This is a genomic window from Brevundimonas naejangsanensis, assembly GCF_003627995.1.
GTDB classification, from domain to species: Bacteria; Pseudomonadota; Alphaproteobacteria; order Caulobacterales; family Caulobacteraceae; genus Brevundimonas; species Brevundimonas naejangsanensis_B.
On the sequence record NZ_CP032707.1, the window covers coordinates 737,167 to 761,719 of the forward strand.

Below are 24,553 nucleotides of genomic sequence, written 5' to 3' on the forward strand. Positions count from 1 at the left end.
GGAGAAGGGTTTTAGATCCGCTCGCTGATCTTGATGGCGGCCTTGCAGCCGGCCTTGATGACGCTGCTCAGCAGGCGATAGGCCGGGGCCTCGCGGCTGCCGTGGGCGACGGCGTGGTCGTGGTGGGCCAGCTCCTCCTCGCGGAACCGGGTCAGTTCGGCGGCCAGTTCGGGGTCGCGCTCGCGGATTTCCTCGATCTGGTCGGCGTAGTGCTGCTCGATGACGCTCTCGACCGCCTCGGTGCAGGCGTGGGCGGCCTTTTCCGAGATCAGGGCGGTGCCGGCGCCCAGCGCCGTGGCGGCCAGCTTCCACAGCGGGATCATGGCCGTGGGGCGCACGCGGTTCTCGGTCAGCAGGGCCTCGAAGCGGGCCAGGTGGACGGCCTCGTGGCCCTCCATCTCGGTCAGGTCGGCGGCGATGGCGTCCTTGCCCTTGCGGCCTTCCAGCACGGCGCGCTGGGCGCGGTAGATGTGGACGGCGGCGAACTCGCCCGCGTGGTCGACGCGCAGCATCTCGGCCAGACGCGCCCTGTCCTGGCCCGGACCGGGGCGCGGCAGGGGGATGCGGCGGGCGTCGGCGACGGATTCGGCGGCTTCGGTCATGGCATTCCCTTAGCTCCTGGGCGCGCGGGCGTCCTTGGGACGTTTCGCCGCCAGCAGGCTGAACACCGCCAGCGCCAGGGAGATGACAAGGTTCCATCCGGCCATCGACAGACCGGCGAAGCTCCAGGGAACGTCGCCGCAGGAGACGAAGCCCGTGCTGCCGCCCGTGCCCTCGGCCAGGGCCGTCAGCAACGACAGGTCGATGGCGGTCGTCGGCGCGGCGGCGCAGGTGGCCGGCAGGGCCCACCACTTCAGCTCGCCCCCGGCGTGATAGCCCGCCGTGACGGCTCCGGTCAGGAAGACGACGGCCAGCAGGAAGGAGGCGATGCGCGGCGTGCCGCGGCTGGCGCGGCTGAACACGGCCCAGAAGGTGGCGGCCCCGGCGATGGCCACGGCGGCCCAATAGACCTCGCGCTGGCGCAGGCACAGGTTGCACGGCGCCAGGCCCGCGAACCGCTCGAAGGCGTGAGCCGCCCCCAGCATGGCCAGGGAGGCGGCCAGGGCGAAGGCCGTCCACCAGCGGGTCAGCAATTTGTAAAGCGCGCTCATCCGGCCCCTCATAAACCGGGCTGCGTCCGGCGTCGATCAGTGTCCGATAAGCTTGACCATAAAGAAGGCGCCGACCAGCACCACCAGGAAAAGCACGGTGAACAGGGCCAACCGCTTCTCCACGATCGCCAGCATCGGCGGCCCCCAGCGCCGCAGCACGAAGGCCACCAGGAAGAAGCGGGCGCCGCGCGTCAGGACGCACAGAGCGATGAACAGCGCCAGATTGAACTGGAAGATGCCCGAGGCGATGGTGACCAGCTTGAACGGGATCGGAGTCAGTCCCTTGATCAGGATCACCCAGGCCCCGTGCTGCTGGAACAGGGCCTTGGACGTCTCGAAGGTGTCGGCCTTGCCCAGGAAGGCCAGGATCGACAGGCCGACCGGCTCCAGGAAGTAGCCGATGGCGTAGCCCAGCAGGCCGCCCAGCACCGAGGCCACGGTGCAGACCATGGCGTAGAAATAGGCGCGGTCCGGCCGGGCCAGGACCATGGGCGCCAGCATGACGTCCGGCGGAATGGGGAAGACCGAGCTTTCGGCGAAGGCGACCACGGCCAGGGACCGGGTGGCGTGGCGGTGGCGGGCCAGGGAGAAGACCCAGTCGTACAGCTTGCGAAGCATTCAGGCGTCCCGATCGAGGCCCCCGCCTCTGATGCCGCCCCGATAGCAGCCCGCGCGGAGGGGCGCGAGGGGCTGCGACACCGGAACGTGTGCCGCTTCGGCGACGGCCCGCCTTGCGCGCCACGGGGGACGGCCATTAGGTTCCGCCTCAATCAGCGGCCCGCCCGGCAAGGCGACGGGCCGCGCATAAGACAATGAGAGGAGACGCGTCATGCAGGACGCCGCCGCCAAGCTCGACCAGGAAAACCCCCTCGGCGTCGACGGCTTCGAGTTCGTCGAATTCACCGGCCCCGAGCCGGAAGCGATGATTTCGCGCCTGGAGCTGATGGGCTTCACCCAGACCCATGTGAACCCGGCCAACGGCGTGGTGCGCCTGAAGCAGGGCGACATCACCATGCTGGTCCACCGCGCCCCGAAGGGCCAGGCGGCGGACTTCGCCAGGGACCACGGCCCCTCGGCCAACGGCATGGCCTTCCGCGTCGCCGACGCCAAGGCCGCCTATGAGGGCGCGCTGGCGCGCGGCGCCCGCGCCGCCGAGGGCGTGCACGGCGGGGCGCTGGCGGGCGACTACCCCTATGTGCTGCAGGGCATCGGCGGCTCGCTGCTGTATGTCGTCGACCAGTACGGCGAGCACGGCTCCCTCTATGACGCCTGGGACGAGATCGAGGGCTGGGAAGAGGCCGAGCGCAAGAACAGCGTCGGCCTGCAGGTGCTCGACCACCTGACCCACAATGTGCGTCGCGGCGAGATGCGCACCTGGTCGGGCTTCTACCACTCGGTGTTCAACTTCGAGGAGCAGAAGTATTTCGATATCAAGGGCAAGGCGACGGGCCTGTTCTCTCAGGCCATGATCGCGCCCGACCGCGCCATCCGCATCCCGCTGAACGAAAGCCAGGACGAGAATTCCCAGATCGAGGAATTCATCCGTCGCTACAACGGCGAAGGCATCCAGCACATCGCCCTGACGACCGACAACATCTATGAGACGGTCGAGACGATGAAGGCCCGCGGCGTGGCCTTCCAGGACACGATCGACACCTATTTCGAACTGATCGACAAGCGCCTGCCGGGCCACGGCGAGGACGTGGAGCGGATGAAGAAGAACCGCATCCTGATCGACGGTTCGGACGAGGAAGGCCTGCTGCTGCAGATCTTCACCCAGGACACCTTCGGCCCGATCTTCTTCGAGATCATCCAGCGCAAGGGCAACGAGGGCTTCGGCAACGGCAATTTCCAGGCCCTGTTCGACTCCATCGAGCTGGACCAGATCCGTCGCGGCGTCATCAAGGTCGACGCCTGAATGAAGTTGCGACCGCCGCACTGGCTGCCCTGGCTCGGCCCGCTTCTGGCCGCCGGGGCCGGGGCCCTCGCGGGCGAATACTGGCTGGGCGGGGGCTTCTGGATGGTCCTGGCCGCCGCCCTCGTCTGCGGTTTCGCCCCCATCCTGGCCCACCGCCTCTGGCGACGCCTGCACCATAAGCGCTAGCCTTGCTTTCCTCCCCATGGAATGGGGAGGGGGACCACGAAGTGGTGGAGGGGTTGAGCGGCTTGAAACAGCCCCTCCGTCTCGTCCGCTGCGCGGCCGATCCACCTCCCCATGAAATGGGGAGGAGAATGAATGGGGAGCTTGAAATGAAATCCGTCGTCTTCGCCGCCGCGGCCGCCGCCCTCCTGGCCTCGCCCGCCCTTGCTCAAGACGCGCCGCAATGGTCGCTGGCCATCCACGGCGGCGCCGGGGTGATCGAGCGCGCCCAGCTGAGCCCCGAACGGGACGCGGCCTATCGCGCCGGGCTGCAGGCGGCCCTGGACGCCGGCTCGGCCGTGCTGGCGCGCGGCGGCTCGGCCCTGGACGCGGTCCAGGCCGCCGTCGAGACGATGGAGGACAACCCCCTGTTCAACGCCGGGCGCGGGGCCGTCTTCACCTCGGCCGGCAAGAACGAGCTGGACGCCGCCGTGATGAGCGGCCCGGACCTGACCGCCGGCGCCGTCGCCGGCCTGACCCGCACCCGCCACCCCATCGCCGCCGCCCGCGCCGTGATGGAGAAGTCGCCCCACGTCATGATGATCGGCGAAGGCGCCGAGACCTTCGCCCGCTCGGTCGGGCTGGAGGAGGTCGCCCCGTCCTGGTTCTTCACCGAGAGCCGCTGGCAGGCCCTGGTCCGCACCCTGACCGAACGCGGCGAGCCCGTGCCGCCGCGTCCCGAAGGCGCCCCGGCCGAGCCGGCCCGCCAAGGCCCGGCCGCGCCCCTGGCCTTCAACCTCAACGAAGCCCCGCTGGACGAGCGCAAATTCGGCACCGTCGGCGCCGTGGCCATGGACAGCCAGGGCCGTCTGGCGGCGGCCACCTCGACCGGCGGCACCACGGGCAAGCGCTGGGGCCGGGTCGGCGACGTGCCGATCATCGGCGCCGGGACCTACGCCTCCAACGCCGACGGCTGCGCCGTCTCGGCGACGGGCGCGGGCGAATACTTCATCCGCGCCACCGTGGCGCGGGACATCTGCCAGCGCACCGCCGAGGGCGCCAGCGTCCAGCAGGCCGCCGACGCCGAAATCGCCGAGGTCGGCAGCATCGGCGGCGACGGCGGCGTCATCGTCATGGGCAAGGACGGCGTCCACGCCTTCTCGATGAACACCTCGGGCATGTATCGCGGGGCCGTGTCCTCGACCTCGCCCGCCCGCGTGGCCATCTACGGCGACGAAGAGGGCCGGCGTTGAGCCGGAAGGTCATCATCTTTGCGGCCTTAGCCGCAGCCGCGACGGCCGGCATTGTCGGCACGCCCGTGACAGCGCAGCAGCCCTTCGCCGGACGCACGGTCGCGGTCCCCGCCGCACGCGGGGAAACTGAACCAGGCGCCGTTTATGCCGGCAATTGGACGGCTATCTACACTGGCCTTCAGGCCATGGTCGCCCGCCCCGCCGACGAAGACGAAGCGGTCATCGCCGAGGTTCGGGCTATGGGTGAGGCGGCGCCACCGCCTTACCTCATGGAAATGGGCCGGCGCCTTGCAAAGACGAATTTGGGGGAAGGCGCCTATTGGTTCCAACTGGGACGGCTGCGCGGGACTTGGGATGGCTATTCGTGCATCGACAGGTCAGCCCGCGGCGGACTTCAGATAGTGGACATGACCATCAACCAAACCGATCCTGATGCCTTTAAAGGCCTCTTCGCGCCTGCCGTCCAGCTCGCTGCGTTCGAGCGTCTTGGCGATGGCTCGCCTATCTTCGCGGGGAGAGCGAGCGCTTGGTGGATTTGCTCCCACGGAATCCAGGCGACCATGAACGGCATGAACGGCGGCGGCGGCGGACAACTCGTCCCGGTTACCCGTTGGCTCATGGCTGATCAGCAGCGCACGGCCCTCAAGCAAGAGATGCGCGAAATGATCGCCCAGGTGATAACCGCCGACAAAGCCGAGCCAGAAGCGGAACCGGCCTCGCAATGATCGGCAAGACTGATACGCCTGGGGTCATCGCACCCCCGCCGCTGATCTACCTGGCCTTCCTGCTGGCCGGGTTCGGCATCGGCCGGCTGATCCATGAGCCCTCCTTCGGCCTGGCGGTCGACTGGCGGCGCGGCCTGGCCTTCGTCCTGGTGATCGGCGGCCTGCTGCTGGACGGGATCGCGGCGGGGACCTTCCGCCGCCTGGGCACCCCGCCCGAGCCGTGGAAGCCGACCACGGCCCTGGCCACGGGCGGCCTCTACGCCGTCAGCCGCAACCCGATCTATCTCGGCTTCGCCATCACCTACGCGGGTTTCGCCGTCGCCATGGACAGCCCCGTCGCCCTGGCCCTGCTGTTCCCTTGCCTGATCGTGATCGACCGCTTCGTCATCGCCCGCGAGGAACGCTATCTGGCGGCCAGGTTCGGCGCCGCCTACGCGGCCTACAAAGGAAAGGTCCGTCGATGGCTGTGACCCCCGAGACGCCCGCCCCCCACGCCGACGAACTGTCGGAAATGGCCATCGAGGAGCTGGACGCCGCCTGCGGCCTGCGCTGGGTCGAACTGAAGGCCGTCACCCCCTGGGGCGACGTCTATGAGGGCATGGCCCCCTCGGGCCGCGTGGTCGAGATCGAGCGCCGCTACCTGTGGGCACATGAACCCGCCGGCGCCATCGCCGTCGAGGTCGAGGTGCGCGACCCGGCCCTGCGCACCGGCGCCGAGGCCCGCGCCGTCATCGCGCCCCCGAACAGTTGATCGAACGGCGTCCGCGCCGACCATGTCTCCGCTTTCCAACCGCCTTCGCCAAGATTAGCTTCGCCCTATGAAACTCGCCTCGCTCAAGCACGGCCGTGACGGCCGCCTCGTCGTCGTCTCCAAGGACCTGAACTGGTTCACGGACGCCTTCCTGATCGCCCCGACGCTGCAGGCCGCGCTGGACGACTGGGAGCGCTGCGAACCTCTGTTGCGGGCCCTGGCCGAGAGCCTGGAGCACGAAGCCGTGCCGCGCGGCCGCTTCCGCGAGCACGAGGCCGCCGCCCCCCTGCCGCGCGCCTATCAGTGGGCCGACGGCTCGGCCTATGTGAACCACGTCGAACTGGTGCGTAAGGCGCGCGGGGCCGAGATGCCGCAGAGCTTCTGGACCGACCCGCTGATGTATCAGGGCGGTTCCGACGGCTTCCTGGCCCCGCGCGACGCCATCCCGCTGAAGGACGAGGCCTGGGGCTGCGACCTGGAGGCCGAGATCGTGGTCGTGACCGGCGACGTGCCCCTGGGCGCCAGCCGCGAAGAGGCCCTGGCGGCGATCCGCCTGGTCGGCCTGGTCAACGACGTGAGCTTGCGCAACCTGATCCCGGCGGAACTGTCCAAGGGCTTCGGCTTCGTCCAGTCCAAGCCGGCCAGCGCCCTGTCGCCGGTCTTCGTCACGCCCGACGCCCTGGGCGACCGCTGGAAGGACGGCAAGCTGCACGGCGCCCTGCTGGTGCAGGTCAACGGCCAGGACTTCGGCCGCGCCGACGCCGGGGTCGACATGACCTTCGACTTCGGCACCCTGATCGCCCACCTGGCCAAGACCCGCGCCCTGGGCGCCGGGACGATCATCGGCTCGGGCACGGTGTCGAACAAGGACGCCGACGGCGGCCCCGGCAAGCCGGTGTCCGAGGGCGGCCTGGGCTATTCCTGCATCGCCGAGATCCGCACCGTCGAGACCATCCAGACCGGCGCGGCCAAGACCCCCTTCCTCAAGCATGGCGACACCGTCCGCATCGAGATGCTGGACGAGAAGAACCACACCCTGTTCGGCGCCATCGAGCAGACGGTGGCGGCGGTCTGAACCGCCAGACGGACCCTCAGACGAAAAACTGGCGGCGGCTGCGCTTCGTCGATTGACGCGACCCCAGCCGCCGCTAGATTGCGCCGCCTTGAGCCAAGCCGTGCCGGTGTGGTGAAATTGGTAGACGCGCCGGACTCAAAATCCGGTTCCGCAAGGAGTGTCGGTTCGAGTCCGACCACCGGCACCATCGGCTTCCGAGCCGCCCCTCCCCTTCATAATCCGTCCGTGAATACGCCGCCCCTGCGGTGCAGCGTGCGCGCGACTTGCGCATTCAAGGGACAAGACCCCTTGAACAAGCGGACACAAGTGTCCACTTAGCGCGCCATGACCCGCCCCTTGCGACAAGACGCCGCGGAACGCCGTGAAAGGCTGCTGGCAGCCGCCGAGGCGGCCTTCGCGCGCGACGGGCTCGACGCGCCGCTGCACCTGATCGCCGAGGAGGCGGGCGTGGGGCGGGCGACCCTCTATCGCAACTTCGCCGATCGGTCGGAGCTGGCGCTGGCGGTCTTCCTGAAGCAGATCGACGCCCTGGCCCGGCGCACGCGCGAGCGGCTGGACGATCCCGAGGTCTTCGTCTGGTTCCTGGAGCAGATGACGGGGCTGATGCTCGACAGCGCGGGCCTGTCCGGCGCCATCCGCGACCTGGCGGACGAGGCCCTGGCTCCGATTCGCCAGGGGCTGAAGGCGGCGGGGTCCGAGGCCCTGGCCGTGTCCCAGGCGGCGGGACGGGTGCGGCCCGACCTAACCGTCGAGGACATCCGCGTCCTCGCCCTGATGCTGGGCGCCCCGTCGCGCACCGTGCGGGCCGAGGACCGCGAGGCCCTGAGCCGCCGCTCGCTGGCGCTGGTGCTGGACGCGGTGCGGCCCCGAGGCGAGGCCGCATGAGCCGCCGCGACTGGGACCTGCCGTGGGAGACGTTCCTCGCCACCCTCAAGCCGCACGAGCGGCCCGCCCTGCCCGGATCGCCCGCCACGCCGGACCATCCCCTGCCCTGGCGGCTGGCCTATGCCTTCGTCGGGGTGCTGGTCGCCCTGACCGGCAGCCTGGGCAATGCGGCGGTGACCGCCGACCTGCCGCAGCTGGCGGGCGCCCTGGGGGTGACGACGACCGAGGCCGCCTGGCTGCCGGTCGTCTTCGTCATGACCAACGCCTGCATGAACCTGCTGCTGGTCAAGTTCCGCATGCAGTACGGCCTGCGCCTGTTCGCCGAGATCATCATGGTCGTCTTCCTGGCGACCGCCGCGGCGCACCTGTTCCTGGAGGACTTCGGCTCGACCCTGGTGGTGCGCGGCGTCGCCGGGATCGCGGCGGCGGGGATGTCGACCCTGGGCATCCTCTATCTGGTCCAGGCTTTTCCGGCGCAGCACCGGTTGAAGGGCATCATCATCGGCGTGGGCCTGTCCAGCCTGGCGATCCCCCTGGCCCGGCTGGGGGTGACGCGCCTGCTGGACCTGGACCAGTGGCGGGCCTTCTACATGTTCGAGCTGGGGCTGGTGCTGGTCGCCCTGCCCGCCGTCTTCGCCCTGCGGATGCCGCCGGCCCAGCGGGTGCGGGCGTTCGAGAGGCTGGACTTCGTCACCTTCGCCCTATTCGCGCCGGGGGTGGCCCTGCTGACCGCGGTGCTGGGGCTGGGGCGCATCGTCTGGTGGACCGAGGCGGCGTGGATCGGCTGTGCTCTGGTCGGGGCCATCGTCCTGCTGACCGCCGCCGTGCTGATCGAATACAACCGGGCCAATCCGCTGATCGACCTGAAGTGGCTGGCCGGGCGCGACATCGTGCGCCTGATCCTGGCCATCCTGCTGGTGCGTATCGTCCTGTCGGAGCAGACGACCGGGGCCGTCGGCTTCCTGCAGCAGATGGGCCTGGGGCCGCAGCAGATGCAGGGGCTGTTCCTGGTCATGCTGATCGCCACGGCGGCGGGGACCCTGGTCAGCGCCTTCACCCTGAACCCGATGAAGCTGTGGAAGCCCGTCTCCATCGCCCTGGCCCTGATCGCCGTGGGCGCCTTCCTCGACAGCCACGCCACGGTGCTCACGCGGCCGACGAACCTCTATTTCAGCCAGGCCCTGCTGGCCTTCGCCGCCGCCTTCTTCATCGGCCCGACCATGATCCTGGGCTTCGGCCAGGTGCTTCAGACCGGCGGCAAGAACCTGGTCAGCTTCATCGTCGTCTTCTCCATCGGCCAGAACGTCGGCGGGCTGATGGGCTCGGCCCTGGTCGGCACGATCCAGACCCTGCGCGAGAAGTTCCACTCCAACCAGTTGAGCGAGGGCGTCAGCCTGGGCGATCCCGAGACGGTGCTGCGCTTGCAGCAGCTGGGCGGCGCCTACGCCCATGTCATCGGCGACGCGGCCCAGCGCCAGGGCGCCGCCCTGCGCCTGCTGCAGCAGCAGATCAGCCAGCAGGCCCAGGTGCTGGCCTACAACGACGTCTTCCTGCTGATCTCGGGGGCCGCCGCCGTCGGCGCCGCCTGGGTCGCCCTCAACCATTTCCGCCCCCGCCTGGAGGCGCGCCGCGCCGCCCGACGCCACGCCCAGACCGCTTCCGAGACGGCCGCCTCCGCCGCGGCCGCCGCCGTCGAATGACCCGGACACGACCATGACCGACGCCGCCCCTCCTCCCTCGGCTCCCGCCCCCGCTCCCGCTCCCGCCGCGCCGCCGTCAGCCGCGCCGACGCCCGCCCCGTCCAGCGGCCGCCGTGTCATGTGGACCGTGGTGCTGATCGCCATGGCGGTCGTGGGCATCGGCCTGGTGCTGCACGCCTGGCGCCTGCCGCCGTTCGACGGCGGGCCCCAGACGACGGACAACGCCTATGTGCGCGGCCAGGTGACGATCATCAGCCCCCAGGTCAGCGGCTATGTCACCACGGTCGAGGTGCAGGACTTCCAGACGGTCAAGCAGGGCCAGCTGCTGGCGACCATCGACGACCGCATCTATCGCCAGCGGCTGGAGCAGGCCCAGGCCGCGCTGCATTCGGCCGAAGCCGCCCTGGCCAACTCGGCCCAGAGCCAGGCCTCGGCGCGCGGCTCGGTGGCCGAGAGCCGCGCCGCCGTCGCCGCCGCCCAGTCGGCCGTGACCAAGGCCCGCGCCGATGCGACCCGCGTGCGCACCCTGTTCCAGGGCGGCTGGGTCGCCCAGGCCCAGGTCGATGTCGCCCAGAACGCCCTGCGCGCCGCCGAGGCCCAGCTGGCCCAGACCCGCGCCGCCGAGGGCGTGGCCCAGACCGGCGTGACCTCGGTCGTGGTCGGGCGCGGTTCGCTGGAGGCCGCCGTCGAGAACGCCCGCGCCCAGGTGCGCCTGGCCCAGATCGACCTGGACAACACCCGCATCACCGCCCCGCGCGACGGTCGGCTGGGCGAGGTGACGGTGCGCCAGGGCCAGCAGGTCGCCGTGGGAACCCAACTGACCGCCCTGGTCCCCGACGTGGTCTGGGTCACGGCCAATATGAAGGAGACGCAGATGCGCGACGTGCGGGTGGGCCAGCCGGTCGAGATCACCGTCGACGCCCTGGGCGGGCGCGTCCTGACCGGCGAGGTCGAACGCATCTCGCCCGCCACGGGGTCCGAGTTCAGCGTCATCCGCCCCGACAACGCCACCGGCAACTTCACCAAGGTGGCCCAGCGCATTCCCGTTCGCATCGCCGTCGATCCCGGCCAGGCGGGCGTCGAGCGCTTGGCCCCCGGCATGTCGGTGACGGCGCGGATCAAGGTGCGGGGCTAGGCTTCGACCCTAATCCCGCTCGTCCCGGCGGAGGCCGGGACCCAGTAAGAACGCAGAGCAGCGCCCCATCCATTTGACCGGAGCCGTTTGAAGCCAAAGCGCCGGATCCCGGACTCCGCCGGGATGAGCGGAGGGTGGAACGAACAAGCTTCGAAACCGCCGCCCGCCGCCTGACTTAATTGCTGCAGTGCGCAAATCTTCACCGTCGCAGGGTTGCGTCAGCCTGTCGCAGCCCGCATCTGGGCCGGATGACCACCGCCCCCCTTCCTTCCGCCCCGACCGGGGCCGCCAAGCCCACGGGGCCGGGTTTCGCCGAGTTCGTCTGCCTGATCGCCGTGATGATGGCGCTCAACGCCCTGGCGATCGACGCCATGCTGCCCGCCCTGCCGCACATCGGCGAGGACCTGGGGGTGGCCAATGAGAACAGCCGCCAGTGGGTCATCACCGCCTATCTTCTGGGGTTCGGCGGGGCGCAGCTGTTCTACGGCCCGCTGTCGGACCGCTATGGGCGGCGGCCGGTGCTGTTCGCCGGCATCGGCCTCTACGTCGCCTTCAGCATCCTGGCCGCCTTCGCCCATTCGTTCGAGTGGCTGATCCTGTCGCGCATCGGCATGGGCCTCGGTTCGGCGGCGACGCGGGTGCTGGCCGTGTCGATCGTGCGCGACCGCTACGCCGGGCGCACCATGGCGCGGGTCATGTCGCTGAGCTTCCTGGTCTTCCTGGGCGTGCCCATCCTGGCCCCGACGGTGGGCCAGCTGATCATGCTGGTCGCGCCCTGGCGCTGGATCTTCGGCGTCTTCGCCCTGTTCGGCGGCGCCTTCCTGCTGTGGGCGGCCCTGCGCCTGCCCGAGACCCTGCATCCCGAGGACCGGATGCCGGTCAACCTGGGCCGCATCGCCGGGGCCTTCCGCTTCGCCCTGACCAGCCGGCTGGGCATGGGCTACACCCTGGCCATGACGGTCATCAGCGGGGCGCTGTTCGGCTTCATCAACTCCTCGCAGCAGATCTTCTTCGACGTGTTCAGGGCGCCGGGCCTGTTCCCGGTCGTCTTCGCCCTGGTGGCGGCGGGCATCGCCGTGGCCTCCGTCCTGAACGCGCGCCTGGTCGAGGCGCTGGGCTCGCGCCTGATCGCGCACACCGCCCTGCTGGGCTTCATCGGCTTCAGCGCCCTGCACGCCGCCGTCGCCTATGCCGGGCACGACAGTCTCTGGATGTTCGCCGCCCTGCAGGCCTGCAAGATGTTCTGCTTCGGCTTCATCGCCGGCAATTTCGGGGCCATGGCCATGGAGCCCATGGGCCATATCGCGGGCACGGCCTCCTCGGCGCAGGGCTTCATCTCGACCATCGGCGGCGCCCTTCTGGGCTTCGCCATCGGCCAGCATTTCGACGGCACCACCGTGCCGATGACGGTCGGCTTCGCCGTCCTGGGCCTCCTGGCCCTGGCGCTGGTGCTGGCGGCCGAGAAGGGGCGGCTGTTCCGCGCCCACCACCTGCCCCCGGTCGCAGCAAAGGCTTGATCTTTCGGGCGCGAGGGAGCCTTTTTCGAGCGCATCTGCACACGGAGCGTTCGATGACCCTGAAGCTGGTCGGGCGGGTTTCCGCCCTCGCCCTCGCCGCCGCCCTCGCCACGTCGCTGGGCGCCTGCGCTACCACGCCGGGAGGCGACGCCATGGCGCCTGAAGCCGCCGCTGCGGCGTCTCGGCCCGCCGCCGACTACGTCGACGACGCCCACTCCTACGCCCGCCCCGCCGAGGCCCGGGTGACGCACGTCGACCTGGACCTGGCCGCCGACTTCGCCGCCAAGACCCTGTCGGGCAAGGCGACGCTGGACGTCACCGGCCGCCCTGGCGCGACCGAGGTGGTGCTGGACGCCAAGATGCTGGACATCAAGGGCGTCACCGACGGCCGGGGCCGCGCCCTTGAATGGAGCCTGGGCGAGGCCGACCCGATCAAGGGCCAGCCGCTGAGCGTGCGCCTTCCCGCCTTCCAGGGCGACGAGACGCAGAAGATCGTCGTCGCCTACGCCACCCGGCCCGACGCCTCGGCGCTGCAGTGGCTGAGCCCGCAGCAGACGGCGGGCGGCCAGAAGCCCTATCTGTTCAGCCAGGGCCAGGCGATCCTGACCCGCACCTGGATTCCGACCCAGGACAGCCCCGGCATCCGCCAGACCTACAGCGCCCGCATCGTCGCCCCGGCCGACCTGACGGTCGTCATGGCGGCCGAACAACTGCCCCCCAGGGCGAGGCGGCGGGCGCCGGGACCAAGGCGTGGCGCTTCAAGCTGGACAACCCGATCCCGCCCTATCTGATCGCCGTCGCCGTGGGCGACCTGGCCTTCGCCTCGTTCGACGCGCGCACCGGCGTGTGGACCGAACCAAGCCAGCTGAAGGCCGCCCAGTGGGAGCTGGAGCCGACGGCGCAGATGGTCGACGCGGCCGAGGCGCTCTACGGCCCCTATCGCTGGGGCCGTTACGACCTGCTGGTCCTGCCGCCCAGCTTCCCCTTCGGCGGCATGGAGAATCCGCGCCTGACCTTCGCCACCCCGACCATCATCGCCGGCGACCGGTCGCTGGTATCGCTGGTGGCGCACGAGCTGGCGCATTCCTGGTCCGGCAATCTGGTGACCAACGCCACCTGGGACGACTTCTGGCTGAACGAGGGCTTCACCTCCTATTTCGAGAACCGGATCATGGAGGCGGTCTACGGCCGCGAGGCGGCGCTGCAGGAGCAGGTGCTGGCCTGGGGCGGGCTGCAGGACGAGCTGAAGGCGCTGGCCCCCGCCGACACCCGCCTGCATCTCGAACTGGCAGGGCGCGACCCCGACGAGGGCATGAACACCATCGCCTATGACAAGGGCGCCGCCTTCCTGCGCACCCTCGAACGCATCGCCGGGCGCGAGAAGTTCGACGCCTGGCTGCGCGGCTATTTCGAGCGCAACGCCTGGCGGCCGATGACGTCGGAGCGCTTCCTGGAAGACATCCGCGCCCACCTGGTGAAGGGCGATCCGGCGCTTGAGCAGAGGTTGATGCTGAACGCCTGGGTCTATGAGCCGGGCCTGCCCGACAATGTCGAGGCCCCGGTGTCGCAAGCCTTCGAGCCGGTGGATGCGGCGGCCCGCGCCTTCTACGTCGCCAAGGGGCCGGCCTCGGCCGTGCCGTGGAAGGACTGGAACACCCAGCAGCGGCTGCGCTTCCTGTCGTGGCGACCCGAGGGCCTGGCGGCGGGCGTCGACTGGCTGACCCCGGCCCAGCTGGCCGACCTGGAAAGCACGTTGAAGCTGGACAGCGAAGGCAACGCCGAACTGACCTTCGCCTGGCTGCAGGCGGCCCTGGCCAACCGCTACGAGCCCGCCGTGGCCGTGGCCGACCGCTTCCTGACCAGCCAGGGCCGGCGCAAATTCGTCCTGCCCCTGTTCCAGACCCTGTGGGCCGAAGGCGACTGGGGCCGCCCCATCGCCACGCGCATCTACGCCAAGGCGCGGCCGCTGTATCACCCGGTGACCAGCAACTCCGTCGATCAGGTGGTGGGGCGGCCCTGAGCGAACTGACCTGATCCTCCCCCGCCGAGCGGGGGAGGATGCAGGGCGATTTGCCCGATCACAGCTTCGAAAGGCCTGCCTGCAGGTCGGCCGCATCCATGGCCGGGTTGATCTCAAAGGAGGCGTTCAGCTCGGTGAAGAAAGGTTCAGCCAGCGGCGGAATCTGGGCGGTCGAAGCCAGATCGAACACGGCGACCATGGTGCGCTTGCCGCCCAGGGCGGTGAACCAGACCCCCTCGGGTTTGGCCGCCTCCGTGAAGCGCTGGATGATCTTCGGCAGGCTCCCGTCCTTGATCGCGCGATTGGCGGCCTCGACCTCCATCTGAACCTTCAAAAGCATGCGCATTGGTCGCTCCGTTGTCTGATCCGCCGCTCCGATGACGGGACAACACCCGGCGCCCGAGTAACGTTTCAATCTGCGGCAAGCCCCTGCGTCCCCCCGCCCCAGACTTGACGCCGAGCCTTGCGGCACGCTCCCTACGCCGCGACTGGAGACCTTCATGATCCGAACCACTCTGAAAGCCCTGCCCTTGGCGGCCGCCCTCATGCTGGCGGCGGCCCCGGCGGCCTTCGCCCAGAACCTGCTGATCCGGGGCGGGACCATCCACACCGGCGCGGAGGCCCAGCCGACCGCCGAGGTCGTCGTCGTGCGCGACGGGCGCATCGCCTATGTCGGGGCGGCGGCGGGCGCGCCCTCGGCCGAGGGGCTGGAGGCGGTGGACCTCAAGGGCGCGACCCTGTTCCCCGGCTTCACCGACGGCCACGCCCACCTGGACGGCATCGGCTGGCGCGAGATGACGCTGAACCTAGAAGGCTCGGCCTCGGTCGTCGAGGCGATGCAGCGGCTGACCGCCTGGGCCCAGGCCCACCCCGAGGGCGTCATCGTCGGGCGCGGCTGGATCGAGACCCACTGGCCCGAGAAGCGCTTCCTGACCGCCGACGACCTGGACGCCGCCGCGCCGGGCCGGGTGGTGCTGCTGAGCCGTGCCGACGGCCATGCGGTCGCCGCCTCCAGCGCCGCCCTGGCCGCCGCCGGGGTGGATGCGACGACCCAGGCGCCCTCGGGCGGCGACATCCTGAAGGACGCCGAGGGCCGCCCCACCGGCCTGCTGGTCGACGCCGCCGAACAGCTGGTGTCCAAGCTGATGCCGCAGGCCGACGCGGCGGCCACCCGCGCGGCCTATCGCGCCGGCTTCGACGTCTATGCCCGCTACGGCTGGACCGGGGTGCATTTCATGAGCGCGCCGTGGAAGGACGTGCCGCTGCTCGAGACGATGGCGGCCGAGGGCGAAGCGCCCTTGCGCGTCTACAACAGCGTCACCCCCGACGGCGCCCGCGCCCTGATGGCCCAGGGGCCGCGCAGCGTGGCGGACGGACGCGTCATCACCCGGGCGGTCAAATTCTACGCCGACGGGGCCCTGGGCTCGCGTGGGGCGGCCCTGTTCGAGCCGTACAGCGACCAGCCGGGCACGACGGGCCTGATGCAGACCTCGGGCGCGGAGATGGTCCCCCTGTATGAGGAGGCCCTGCGCACCGGCATCCAGCTGGCCACCCACGCCATCGGCGACCGGGGCAACCACGAGGTCGCCGCCTGGTACGAACAGGTCATGCGCGAGGTCCCGCGCGCCGAATGGAAGCTGGCCGATCCGCGCTGGCGCATCGAGCACGCCCAGATCATCCGGCCGACTGACTATCACTACTTCAGCGACCTGCCGATCATCGCCTCCATGCAGCCCAGCCACGCCATCGGCGACCTGCATTTCGCCGCCGACCGCCTGGGCGACGCGCGGCTGGACGGGGCCTATGCCTGGCACACCCTGGTCGATCGGAGCGTGATCGTGGTGGGCGGCTCGGACGCCCCCGTCGAACGGGGCGATCCGCTGATCGAGTTCTACGCCGCCGTGGCGCGGCGCGACCTGAACGGCTTCCAGGGGCCGGACTGGCGCCCGAACGAGGCGGTGGACCGGGCGACGGCGTTGAAGATGTTCACCCTGTGGCCGGCCTACGCCAGCTTCCGCGAGGCCGAGCTGGGCACCATCGAGGTGGGCAAGCGCGGCGACTTCACCGCCTTCGACATCGACCTGATGACCGTCCCGGCCGCCGCTATTCCCAAGGGCCGGGCCGTGCTGACCGTGGTGGACGGCCGGATCATCCACCGGGCGGACTGACGGCGGCGGACTGACGGCGGAATCCCGCCCCTTCTCGTTGCGGGCGGGGGCCGCTTCGGTTAAGCCCCGCCCATAGGATTTCGTCTCCGGCCGCCCGTCGCGCCGGGGCTTGGCGTTGGAGCGTCTGAGATGGCTGATTTCGCCCCCGGTCTGGTCACCGTGTTCGGAGGCTCGGGCTTCATCGGGACCCAGGTCGTGCGCGCCCTGGCCCGTCGCGGCTGGCGCGTGCGCGTGGCCGTGCGCAATGCGACGCGCGGCGCCGAGATGCGCATGACCGGCGACGTCGGCCAGGTCCAGACCGTCCGCTGCGACATCACCGACAAGGCCGCCGTGGCCGAGGCCGTCCGGGGCGCCGACGCCGTGGTCAACCTGGTCGGCATCCTGTTCGAGACGGGCAGCCGCAAATTCCAGACCCTGCACGTCCAGGGCGCCGTCAACGTCGCCGAGGCGGCCAAGGCGGCGGGCGCCAAGCGCCTGACCCACATCTCGGCCCTGGGCGCCGACGCGAACGGCAAGGCCGACTACGCCCGCACCAAGGGCCAGGCCGAGGCCGCCGTGCGCGCCGCCTTCCCCGGCGCCGTGATCATCCGCCCGTCGATCGTCTTCGGCTCGGGCGACAACTTCCTGAACCGCTTCGCCGCCATGGCGACCTGGTCGCCGGTCCTGCCGCTGATCGGCGGCGGCCACACCAGGTTCCAGCCGGTCCACGTCGCCGACGTCGCCGAAGCGGTCGCCACCGCGACCGTCTCGACCGAGGCCGAGGGCCAGACCTATGAACTGGGCGGGCCGTCGGTCTGGACCTTCGAGGACATCCTCAAGTTCATCCTGCGCGAGACCAACCGCCGCAACCTCCTGCTGCCTCTGCCCTTCCCGATCGCCCGCATCATCGGTTCCCTGGCCCAGATCCCGGCCGTGATCGGCCTGACGCCGCAACTGACCAAGGACCAGGTGACGCTGCTGGAGACGGACAACGTCGTCTCGCCGGGCGCCAAGGGTCTGGCCGACCTGGGGATCGAGCCCTCGGGCCTGGAGGCCATCGCCCCGAACTATCTGTGGCGCTACCGCGACGGCGGCCAGTACGCCGAGAACCCGGCGGATTGATCGCGGACCGCTTGTGAAAAACCCCTCGGGACCGGCGTCCCGAGGGGTTTTTTCTTGGGCGGCGCTCTCTTGGCTCCGTCATCCTCGGGCCTGACCCGAGGATCCAGAGACGACGCGCGCTCCATTTTTCCGATGTCGAAGGGCGGACAACTCGATCCTCGGGTCAAGCCCGAGGATGACGGCGCACGAGGAGGTGTCCTTGCCTTTCCTCCCCACGGCGTGGGGAGGAAAGCTTACAGCGCCCCCGTGGCCGCCAGGCCGATGATGCCGGCCACGCCGACCACGATCCGCCACCAGGCGAAGGGGCCGAAGCCGCGCTTGGACACGAAGTCCAGCAGGAAGCGCACCACCGCCAGGGCCGTCAGGAAGGCGGCGATGAAGCCCACGGCGATCAGGCCGAAATCGCTGAAGTCCAGCACGGCGCGGTTCTTGAACAGGTCATAGGCCACCGCCGCCCCCATGGTCGGCAGGGCCAGGAAGAAGCTGAACTCGGCCGCCGAGCGCTTGTCGGTCTTCAGCAGCAAGCCGCCGGCGATGGTGGCGCCCGAGCGCGACACGCCGGGGATCATGGCCAGGCACTGGAACAGGCCGATTAGGAAATAGACGCGGAAGGGGTAGCGGTCGGCGTCGAGATGGACCGGGACCTTGTCCATCCGGTCCAGCCACAGCAGCAGCACCCCGCCGACGATCAGGGCGATACAGACGACCAGCGGCGTCTCGAACAGCACCGTCTTGATGAAGCCGTAGGCCAGGAAGCCGATCACCACGGCGGGCAGGAAGGCGACCAGCAGGCCGATCAGGAAGCGCCGCGCCGCCGGATCGAAGGGCCAGCGCGTGGCCAGTTGCCACAGCCGCTTGAAATAGACGCTGATGATGGCCAGCAGGGCGCCCAGCTGGATGACGATCTCGAAGGTCTTGCCGGTGCTCTCGAAGCCGAGGAAATGCCCCAGCAACAGCAGGTGGCCGGTGGACGACACCGGAATGAACTCGGTCAATCCCTCGACCAGACCCAGGAGGATCGCCGTCAGCCAGTCCGCCATGAATGCTCCATCGCCATGTCTGTCATTGGGGTCGCGGGCACCGCGCCGCGCGCCGCCTCGGCGCTCTTCTTAGCGTCCCGCCGCGGCCACCGCCATTGGCGCGGGCGCGGTTTTGCGCGACAAGGGCGGGGAAATGACCGCCTCCGCCCTCGACGCCGCCCATGAGACCACGCGCCGGATCACCGCCCTGTCGGTGGCCACGGCGGTCCTGCTGATCGTCATGAAGGCCTTCGCCCTGGGGGCCTCCGGGTCGGTGTCCATCCTGGCCAGCCTGGCGGATTCGGCGCTGGACCTGGTGGCCTCGCTGGCGACCTTCTTCGCCGTGCGCTGGGCCGCCGCTTCGCCGGACGAGGAGCACCGCTACGGCCACGGCAAGGCCGAGGGCCTGGCCTCCCTGGTGCAGTCGGGCATGGTGCTGGCCTCGGGCGTCTTCATCGGCTGGGAGGCGCTGCAGCGCATCTTCGATCCGCGCCCGGTGACGTCCGGCGGCTGGGCCGTGGGGGTCGTGCTCCTGTCCATCGCCATCACGGCGGGCCTGGTGTGGATGCAGACCCAGGCGATGAAGAAGACCGGCTCCCTGGCCGTGGCGGGGGACCGCGCCCACTACGCCGCCGACCTGGCCGCCAACGTCGTGGTGCTGATCGGCGTGGTCGCGGGCGCCTTCCTCAGGGCGCCGGGGCTGGACGCGGCAGCGGGCCTGGTGGTCGCGGTCTGGCTGGCCTGGGGGGCGGTCAGCCTGCTCAAGGACGCCGCCGGCCACCTGCTGGACCGGGCCGCGCCCGACGCCGACCGCGCCGCCATCGTCGCCGCCGTCGGCGAGGACGCCCGCATCACCAACGTCCATCAGTTGCGCACCCGCATGGCCGGCCAGGCCCTGATGGTGCAGATGCACGTCGACCTGGACCCCGACCTCAGCCTGAAAGCCGCGCACGACATCGTGCTGGAGGCCGAGAAACGGGTGCTCAAGGCCTTCCCCCACGCCGACATCCTGATCCACGCCGATCCGCGCGGCGCGGCCGAGCCCCACGGCGGCGCCTTCGCCTCGGCCCGGCCGACGGCGCCGGACAAGCCGGTCGAAGCGGTCGCGCCCGAGGCCCCCGCCGCGCGGCCCGGCCCCTGGTCCTGAGCGCCGGCGACGATCGCGTCGCGGTAAACGGAGCCTTAAGGCGCACGGGCGCATGAAGATCGAACGATGTCCGCACCCGCCGTCCTCTATCATTTCGCCTTTCACCCGGCCTCGCGCGCGGCGCGGCTGGCGCTGGGCGAGGCCAAGATCGACTATGGCGAGGAGCCCGTCCGCCCGTGGGAGGACGACTGCCCCCTGTTCGAGCTGAACCCCTCGGGCATGCCGCCGGTCCTGACGGTGACGGAGAAGGGCAAGGCCCTGACCCTGTGCGAGATCGACGCCATCCTGGGCTGGATCGAGGAGCGCTCCAAGGGCGACCTGCTGCTGCCCTCCGACATGGCCGAGCGGGCCGAGGCGCGCCGCCTCGGCGCCTGGTTCAGCCGCCGCTTCACCGACGAGGTCGACGCCGTCCTGCTGCATGAGCGGATGGAGAAGCCCCTGCTGCGCCTGGGTCCGCCGGATGCGCGCATGCTGCGCGAGGGCCGCGAGGCGCTGAGGAGCCACCTGTCGCTGCTGGAGCCGCTGGCGTCCGGCCGCGAATGGCTGGCGGGGCGTCGCCTCAGCCAGGCCGACCTGATCGCGGCGGGACATCTGTCGGTGCTGGACTATTTCGGCGAGATCGCCTGGGCCTCCTGGCCGGCGCTGAAGCTGTGGTACTCCAAGCTGAAGTCGCGGCCCTGCTTCCGGCCGCTGCTGGGCGACCGTTTCCCCGGCGTGCATCCGGCCCCCTGGTACGCCGACCTCGACTTCTGAGGGCGACGGGCGTTAAAGCGCCCTCATGGCGGCCGATCCCCGCATCTTCATCCGACAGCGCGCCGCCGAACTGGGCTTCGGCGTGTGCCGCTTCGCCTCGGCCAGCGAACCGTGGAGCGCGGGCGAGAAGCTGGCGCACTTCGTCGAGGCGGACCGTCACGGCGACATGGGCTGGATGGAGACGACGCTGGAGCGCCGCGCCCACCCGACCGCCATGTGGGACGGGGCCAGGACCGCCATCGTCCTGGGCATGAATTACGGCCCGGATGAGGACCCACGGCCCGAACTGGACCAGCCCTCGGCGGGCTATATCTCCGTCTATGCGCGCGGCGACGACTATCACGAGGTCATCAAGGGCCGGCTGAAGATCCTGGCCGGCCAGATCGCCGCCCGGCTGGGCCAGGAGGTGAAGGTCTTCGTCGACACCGCCCCCCTGATGGAGAAGCCCCTGGCGCAGCGTGCAGGGCTAGGCTGGCAGGGCAAGCACACCAATCTGCTGAGCCGCACCCACGGCAGCTGGCTGTTCCTCGGCGTCATCCTGACCGCCGCCGAGATCGAGGCGGACGAAGCCGAGAGCGAGCATTGCGGCCGCTGCACCGCCTGTCTGGACGCCTGTCCGACGAACGCCTTTCCGGCGCCCTTCCAGATCGACGCCCGGCGCTGCCTGTCCTACCTGACCATCGAATACGCAGGCGCCTGGCCGCGCGAGTTCCGCGTCGCGACGGGCAACCGCATCTACGGCTGCGACGACTGCCTGGCGGCGTGCCCGTGGAACAAGTTCGCGCAAGCGGCGTCGGAGGCCCGGCTACAGGCCCGCGAGGCGCTGAAGTCGCCGCCTCTGGCCGAGCTGCTGGCGCTGGACGACCCGGCCTTCCGCACCCTGTTCGCCAAGAGCCCGGTCAAGCGCATCGGGCGGGATCGGTTCCTGCGCAATGTGCTCTATGCGGCGGGCAATTCGGGCGAGACGGGGCTGGTCGGTGCGGTCGAGCGATTGCTGGATGATGCGGCGTCCATGGTGCGTGGGGCGGCGACTTGGGCGCTCGGGCGGCTGGCGCCGGAGCGGTTCGAGGCGGCGCGCGAAGCCCGGCTGGCGGGGGAAGCGGACGAGGCGGTACGCGAAGAGTGGCGCGCGACACCTCTCCCTCCCCGTCCCGGGGAGGGTGGCTGAGCCGTCAGGCCGAAGCCGGGTAGGGGCGGCCAGGCTATTCAGGCGCCGCGCCCAGCATCACCTAGCCCTCCCCACCCGGTCTCCACTGCGCGTCGACCACCCTCCCCGGGACGGGGAGGGAGAGGCGTAGCTTAAACGCTGGCCTGGCCCACGCCGCGGCCGCCGCCGGGCACCGGGGCCACGTCCAGCAGCTTGAGCCGGAACACCAGCACCGCATTGCCGGGGATCATCGGCGGGCCGCCCATCTCGCCGTAGCCCAGTTCGGGCGGCAGGAAGAGAATCCACTCGTCGCCGGGCTTCATCATCTGCAGGGCCTCGGTCCAGCCGGGCACCACGCCCTCGGGCGAGAAGACCGCCGGGGCGCCGCGCTTGAACGAGCTGTCGAACACCGTCCCGTCCGTCAGCGTGCCCTCGTAGTCGACCTTTACCAGGTCGTTGCGGTCGGGGCTGACGCCGCCCGCCGGGCCGGAGGCCACGACCTTGTACTGCAGGCCCGACGGCAGGGTCTGGACGCCCTCTTCCGTCGCGTTCTGCTTCATGAAGGCGGCGGCTTCGGCTGCGTTCCTGGCCAGGTCCTCGGGCGCGGCGGCCGGGCGGCCGCAGGCGGCCAGGGCCAAAAGGGCGGTCGCGGCGAGGGCGGCGGCGGAGGGGCGCTTAGCCCATGCGAAGTTCATAACCCTGGTCCTTCAGAGCGGCGCCGATTTCCTCGGCATGACGGGCGTCGCGGGTCTCGACCATGATGTCGAACTCGGCGCCCTTGGCGGGCACGTCCAGCGCCAGCCGGTTGTGCACCACGTCGATGATGTTGCCGCCCAGACCGCCGATCACGGCGGCCATGGCCGACAGCATGCCGGGGCGGTCGTCGCCCAGGATGCGATAGACGATCAGGCGTTTCTCGCGGACCATTTCGCGGTTCAGCACCACGGCCAGCATGCGGGCGTCGATGTTGCCCCCGGTCAGCTCAATGCCGACCTTCATGCCCTTGAAGCGTTCGGGGTTGGCCAGGATGGCGGCCAGGCCGCCGGCCCCGGCGCCCTCGGCCACCGTCTTCTCCAGCGTCGCCAGCAGGGCCACGCCCTTTTCGAAATCCGCCTCCTCGCAGACGAAGACCTCGTCGATCAGGACGTCGGCCAGGGCGAAGGGGATCTCGCCCACGGCCTTGATGGCGATGCCCTCGGCGATGGTCTGGCCGCTGCACTTGGCGGGCTCGCCGCGACGCCGCGCGGTGAAGGAGGGGTAGCGGGCGGCCTCGACGCCGAAGATCTTGATGTCCGGCTTGAGCGCCTTGGCGGCGATGGCGCTGCCGGCGATCAGGCCGCCACCGCCGATGGGGATGATCAGGGCGTCGAGGTCCGGCGCGTCCTCGACGAACTCCAGCCCGCAGACCCCCTGCCCCGCCACGATGCCTTCATCGTCGAAGGCCGAGACGAAGACGTAGCCGTGCTCGGCCTGGAGCCGCTTAGCCTCCTCGGTCGAGGCCGAGAAGTCGAGGCCGTGGATGACGACATTGGCCCCATGGGCGCGCGTGCCGTCCACCTTCACGAAGGGGGTGCCCTCCGGCATGACGATGGTCACGGGCACGCCCAGGCGGCCGCCGTGGTAGGCCAGGGCCTGGGCGTGGTTGCCGGCCGAGGCGGCGACGACGCCGCGCTTCTTCTCGTCCGACGTCAGCTGCAGCAGGCGGTTCAGGGCGCCGCGCTCCTTGAAGCTGCCGGTGAAGTGCAGGTTGTCGAACTTGATCCAGATTTCGGCGCCGGTCAGTTGCGACAGGCGGCGCGAATGGCGGACGGGCGTGCGGTCGACCTGGCCGGCGATGCGCTGCTGCGCCGCGCGGATGTCGTCGATGGTGACGGTCATGAAGTCCCTGATTTTGTTTACGGCCGGCCTCTGTCGTCCGGTCTGCAGCGTCCCTTTTGGAACAGGCCGCGACCGCGGGCAACCTTGACTCGCCTCGCCTTCGGGCGTCATGCCGTAGAGCTTGAAACGAGTTTCGGGAGCCCTGCCATGTCGACCCGTCGCCCCTCCATCGCCCTCGCCGCCGTCCTGGCGGGCGGCCTGGCCCTCAGCGCCTGCGCGACCACGCCGATGGGCGGCGCCGCCGGCCCCGCCGTGTTCAGCGCCGACGACTTCGCCTGGTCGACCCGGGCGGGCCAGGCCTCGATCGAGGGCCGGGTGGCTTTCGCCCAGGATGGAAAGACGTTCCACTGCGTCGGCAACGTCGGCCTGATCCCCGACACCCGCTACACCCGCGCCCGGATCGAACGGCTGTACGGCGCCTCGGACCGCGCCGCCGTGCCTGCCGCCGTGGTGCGCGCCCGTTCCGCCGGGGAACAGGGCGCCGACTACCGCTCCTATGAGCGGGCCAACGCCTGCGCGGGCGACGCCTTCCGCTTCTCGGGCCTGCCCGACGGAAGCTGGTTCCTGATCGCTCCGGTCAAGGGCGGCGACGAGATCATGGTGCTGATGCGCCGGGTGCAGACGCGCGGCGGCCGGGCCGTCACCGTCACGCTCGGCGGCTGAGCCGGACCGCCGGCTGAGCCGTTAGCTCCGCCGTTTTCGGGGCGATCGACAGCGATCGTTTGACCGCCGTTCGCCATCCTTTGGCCCCATGGAGTCGCTCTCTGACCTGTTCCGTTTGTGGACAGTCGGGAGCGTCTCTTGTCCCAGCACAACATCATCGGCTCCGAGGCCTTCAGCAATCGCCCCTATGTGCTGGTGCGCAATGTGCGGCCCGGCGGCTTTCGCCGTCGTCGCTCGCGCTCCCTGATCGCCTATGGGGTGGTGGCGGTCCTGGCCCTGTCGGCGGGCGCCGCCGCTGCGGCCTTCGCCCTGGGCCCCCTGCTGGTGGACAGCGCCGCGCCCCCGCCGGTCGAGGCCGGCCTCAGCCCGTTGACCGCGCCCTAGA

Annotated in this window: 25 protein-coding genes, 1 tRNA gene and 1 pseudogene; 20 read left to right on the top strand and 7 right to left on the bottom strand. The window is 70.4% G+C overall.

Features of this window, described 5'->3' with window-relative positions; genetic code table 11:
• Window positions 1–11: 11 nt before the first annotated feature.
• Genes D8I30_RS03430 through D8I30_RS03440 form a run of 3 tightly spaced genes read right to left on the bottom strand, consistent with a single transcriptional unit; the run spans window position 12 to window position 1,769 of the window.
• Window positions 12–602, bottom strand: a complete 591-nt coding sequence (locus D8I30_RS03430) for a demethoxyubiquinone hydroxylase family protein (RefSeq protein WP_121481497.1) — start codon at window positions 600–602, stop codon at window positions 12–14.
• Between the two features lie 9 nt (window positions 603–611).
• Window positions 612–1,151: a disulfide bond formation protein B gene (locus D8I30_RS03435; RefSeq protein WP_121481498.1), complete on the bottom strand. Its 540-nt coding sequence runs from the start codon at window positions 1,149–1,151 to the stop codon at window positions 612–614.
• Between the two features lie 36 nt (window positions 1,152–1,187).
• A complete protein-coding gene (locus D8I30_RS03440) occupies window positions 1,188–1,769 on the bottom strand; it encodes a YqaA family protein (protein WP_121481499.1) in 582 nt (193 codons plus the stop codon).
• 211 nt (window positions 1,770–1,980) lie between these two features.
• Between D8I30_RS03440 and hppD the strand changes: the two genes are divergently transcribed.
• The 13 genes and pseudogenes from hppD to D8I30_RS15090 all read left to right on the top strand — a co-directional run bounded on the left by hppD (window position 1,981) and on the right by D8I30_RS15090 (window position 14,292).
• Window positions 1,981–3,069 carry a 4-hydroxyphenylpyruvate dioxygenase gene (gene hppD, locus D8I30_RS03445; RefSeq protein ID WP_121481500.1) on the top strand — a complete coding sequence of 363 codons (1,089 nt, stop codon included), beginning with the start codon at window positions 1,981–1,983 and terminating at the stop codon, window positions 3,067–3,069.
• A complete protein-coding gene (locus tag D8I30_RS03450; protein WP_121481501.1) occupies window positions 3,070–3,255 on the top strand; it encodes a hypothetical protein in 186 nt (61 codons plus the stop codon). It begins immediately after the preceding gene.
• A 146-nt stretch (window positions 3,256–3,401) separates the two neighbouring features.
• A complete protein-coding gene (locus D8I30_RS03455; protein WP_121481502.1) occupies window positions 3,402–4,484 on the top strand; it encodes an isoaspartyl peptidase/L-asparaginase family protein in 1,083 nt (360 codons plus the stop codon).
• Complete coding sequence (locus tag D8I30_RS03460; RefSeq protein WP_121481503.1) at window positions 4,481–5,209, top strand: hypothetical protein; 729 nt, start codon at window positions 4,481–4,483, stop codon at window positions 5,207–5,209. Before D8I30_RS03455 ends, D8I30_RS03460 begins: the two co-directional genes overlap by 4 nt.
• Window positions 5,206–5,679: a methyltransferase family protein gene (locus tag D8I30_RS03465; RefSeq protein ID WP_121481504.1), complete on the top strand. Its 474-nt coding sequence runs from the start codon at window positions 5,206–5,208 to the stop codon at window positions 5,677–5,679. The genes D8I30_RS03460 and D8I30_RS03465 overlap by 4 nt, the downstream gene beginning before the upstream one ends.
• The gene (locus D8I30_RS03470) at window positions 5,670–5,960 is read left to right on the top strand and encodes a hypothetical protein (protein WP_121481505.1); all 291 of its coding nucleotides are present in this window, start codon (window positions 5,670–5,672) and stop codon (window positions 5,958–5,960) included. Before D8I30_RS03465 ends, D8I30_RS03470 begins: the two co-directional genes overlap by 10 nt.
• 67 nt (window positions 5,961–6,027) lie before the next feature.
• Entirely contained in the window at window positions 6,028–7,035 is a 1,008-nt protein-coding gene (locus tag D8I30_RS03475; protein WP_121481506.1) for a fumarylacetoacetate hydrolase family protein, read from the top strand.
• Between the two features lie 102 nt (window positions 7,036–7,137).
• A tRNA-Leu gene (locus D8I30_RS03480) sits at window positions 7,138–7,222 on the top strand.
• Between the two features lie 149 nt (window positions 7,223–7,371).
• A complete protein-coding gene (locus D8I30_RS03485; protein WP_240387310.1) occupies window positions 7,372–7,920 on the top strand; it encodes a TetR family transcriptional regulator in 549 nt (182 codons plus the stop codon).
• Complete coding sequence (locus tag D8I30_RS03490) at window positions 7,917–9,620, top strand: MFS transporter (protein WP_121481508.1); 1,704 nt, start codon at window positions 7,917–7,919, stop codon at window positions 9,618–9,620. Before D8I30_RS03485 ends, D8I30_RS03490 begins: the two co-directional genes overlap by 4 nt.
• A 13-nt stretch (window positions 9,621–9,633) precedes the next feature.
• Window positions 9,634–10,755 (top strand): HlyD family secretion protein, encoded by a 1,122-nt coding sequence (locus tag D8I30_RS03495; protein ID WP_162938798.1) that lies wholly within the window; start codon window positions 9,634–9,636, stop codon window positions 10,753–10,755.
• Between the two features lie 248 nt (window positions 10,756–11,003).
• Window positions 11,004–12,272 (top strand): multidrug effflux MFS transporter, encoded by a 1,269-nt coding sequence (locus D8I30_RS03500; RefSeq protein ID WP_121481510.1) that lies wholly within the window; start codon window positions 11,004–11,006, stop codon window positions 12,270–12,272.
• A gap of 53 nt (window positions 12,273–12,325) precedes the next feature.
• A pseudogene (locus tag D8I30_RS15090) lies at window positions 12,326–14,292 on the top strand (M1 family metallopeptidase).
• A 58-nt stretch (window positions 14,293–14,350) separates the two neighbouring features.
• Here the strand turns inward: D8I30_RS15090 and D8I30_RS03510 are convergent.
• The gene (locus D8I30_RS03510) at window positions 14,351–14,638 is read right to left on the bottom strand and encodes a DUF3303 family protein (RefSeq protein WP_121481511.1); all 288 of its coding nucleotides are present in this window, start codon (window positions 14,636–14,638) and stop codon (window positions 14,351–14,353) included.
• Between the two features lie 154 nt (window positions 14,639–14,792).
• On the opposite strand from D8I30_RS03510, the gene D8I30_RS03515 reads away from it, so the two are divergent.
• Window positions 14,793–16,460, top strand: coding sequence for an amidohydrolase (locus tag D8I30_RS03515; protein WP_121481512.1), 1,668 nt, complete (start codon window positions 14,793–14,795; stop codon window positions 16,458–16,460).
• Between the two features lie 129 nt (window positions 16,461–16,589).
• Window positions 16,590–17,561 carry a complex I NDUFA9 subunit family protein gene (locus D8I30_RS03520; protein ID WP_121481513.1) on the top strand — a complete coding sequence of 324 codons (972 nt, stop codon included), beginning with the start codon at window positions 16,590–16,592 and terminating at the stop codon, window positions 17,559–17,561.
• Between the two features lie 233 nt (window positions 17,562–17,794).
• Here the strand turns inward: D8I30_RS03520 and D8I30_RS03525 are convergent, their stop codons facing one another.
• Window positions 17,795–18,601, bottom strand: coding sequence for an undecaprenyl-diphosphate phosphatase (locus D8I30_RS03525; RefSeq protein ID WP_121481514.1), 807 nt, complete (start codon window positions 18,599–18,601; stop codon window positions 17,795–17,797).
• A gap of 133 nt (window positions 18,602–18,734) precedes the next feature.
• Here D8I30_RS03525 and D8I30_RS03530 point away from each other — a divergent pair, with 133 nt between their 5' ends.
• The 3 genes from D8I30_RS03530 to queG all read left to right on the top strand — a co-directional run bounded on the left by D8I30_RS03530 (window position 18,735) and on the right by queG (window position 21,648).
• Entirely contained in the window at window positions 18,735–19,727 is a 993-nt protein-coding gene (locus tag D8I30_RS03530; RefSeq protein ID WP_121481515.1) for a cation diffusion facilitator family transporter, read from the top strand.
• 66 nt (window positions 19,728–19,793) lie between these two features.
• On the top strand, window positions 19,794–20,480 hold the full coding sequence (locus tag D8I30_RS03535; protein ID WP_121481516.1) for a glutathione S-transferase family protein: 687 nt from the start codon (window positions 19,794–19,796) through the stop codon (window positions 20,478–20,480).
• Between the two features lie 25 nt (window positions 20,481–20,505).
• Window positions 20,506–21,648, top strand: coding sequence for a tRNA epoxyqueuosine(34) reductase QueG (gene queG / locus D8I30_RS03540; RefSeq protein WP_121481517.1), 1,143 nt, complete (start codon window positions 20,506–20,508; stop codon window positions 21,646–21,648).
• Between the two features lie 131 nt (window positions 21,649–21,779).
• On the opposite strand, the gene D8I30_RS03545 is transcribed toward queG, so the two are convergent.
• Window positions 21,780–22,322: an FKBP-type peptidyl-prolyl cis-trans isomerase gene (locus tag D8I30_RS03545; protein WP_121481518.1), complete on the bottom strand. Its 543-nt coding sequence runs from the start codon at window positions 22,320–22,322 to the stop codon at window positions 21,780–21,782.
• Window positions 22,303–23,505 (bottom strand): threonine ammonia-lyase, encoded by a 1,203-nt coding sequence (locus D8I30_RS03550; protein WP_121481519.1) that lies wholly within the window; start codon window positions 23,503–23,505, stop codon window positions 22,303–22,305. The genes D8I30_RS03545 and D8I30_RS03550 overlap by 20 nt, the downstream gene beginning before the upstream one ends.
• A gap of 147 nt (window positions 23,506–23,652) precedes the next feature.
• Here D8I30_RS03550 and D8I30_RS03555 point away from each other — a divergent pair, with 147 nt between their 5' ends.
• Together D8I30_RS03555 and D8I30_RS03560 are read left to right on the top strand one after the other, a co-directional pair.
• The gene (locus D8I30_RS03555) at window positions 23,653–24,168 is read left to right on the top strand and encodes a hypothetical protein (RefSeq protein WP_121481520.1); all 516 of its coding nucleotides are present in this window, start codon (window positions 23,653–23,655) and stop codon (window positions 24,166–24,168) included.
• Window positions 24,169–24,306: 138 nt separating this feature from the next.
• Window positions 24,307–24,552 (top strand): hypothetical protein, encoded by a 246-nt coding sequence (locus D8I30_RS03560; protein WP_121481521.1) that lies wholly within the window; start codon window positions 24,307–24,309, stop codon window positions 24,550–24,552.
• Window position 24,553: the final 1 nt, after the last annotated feature.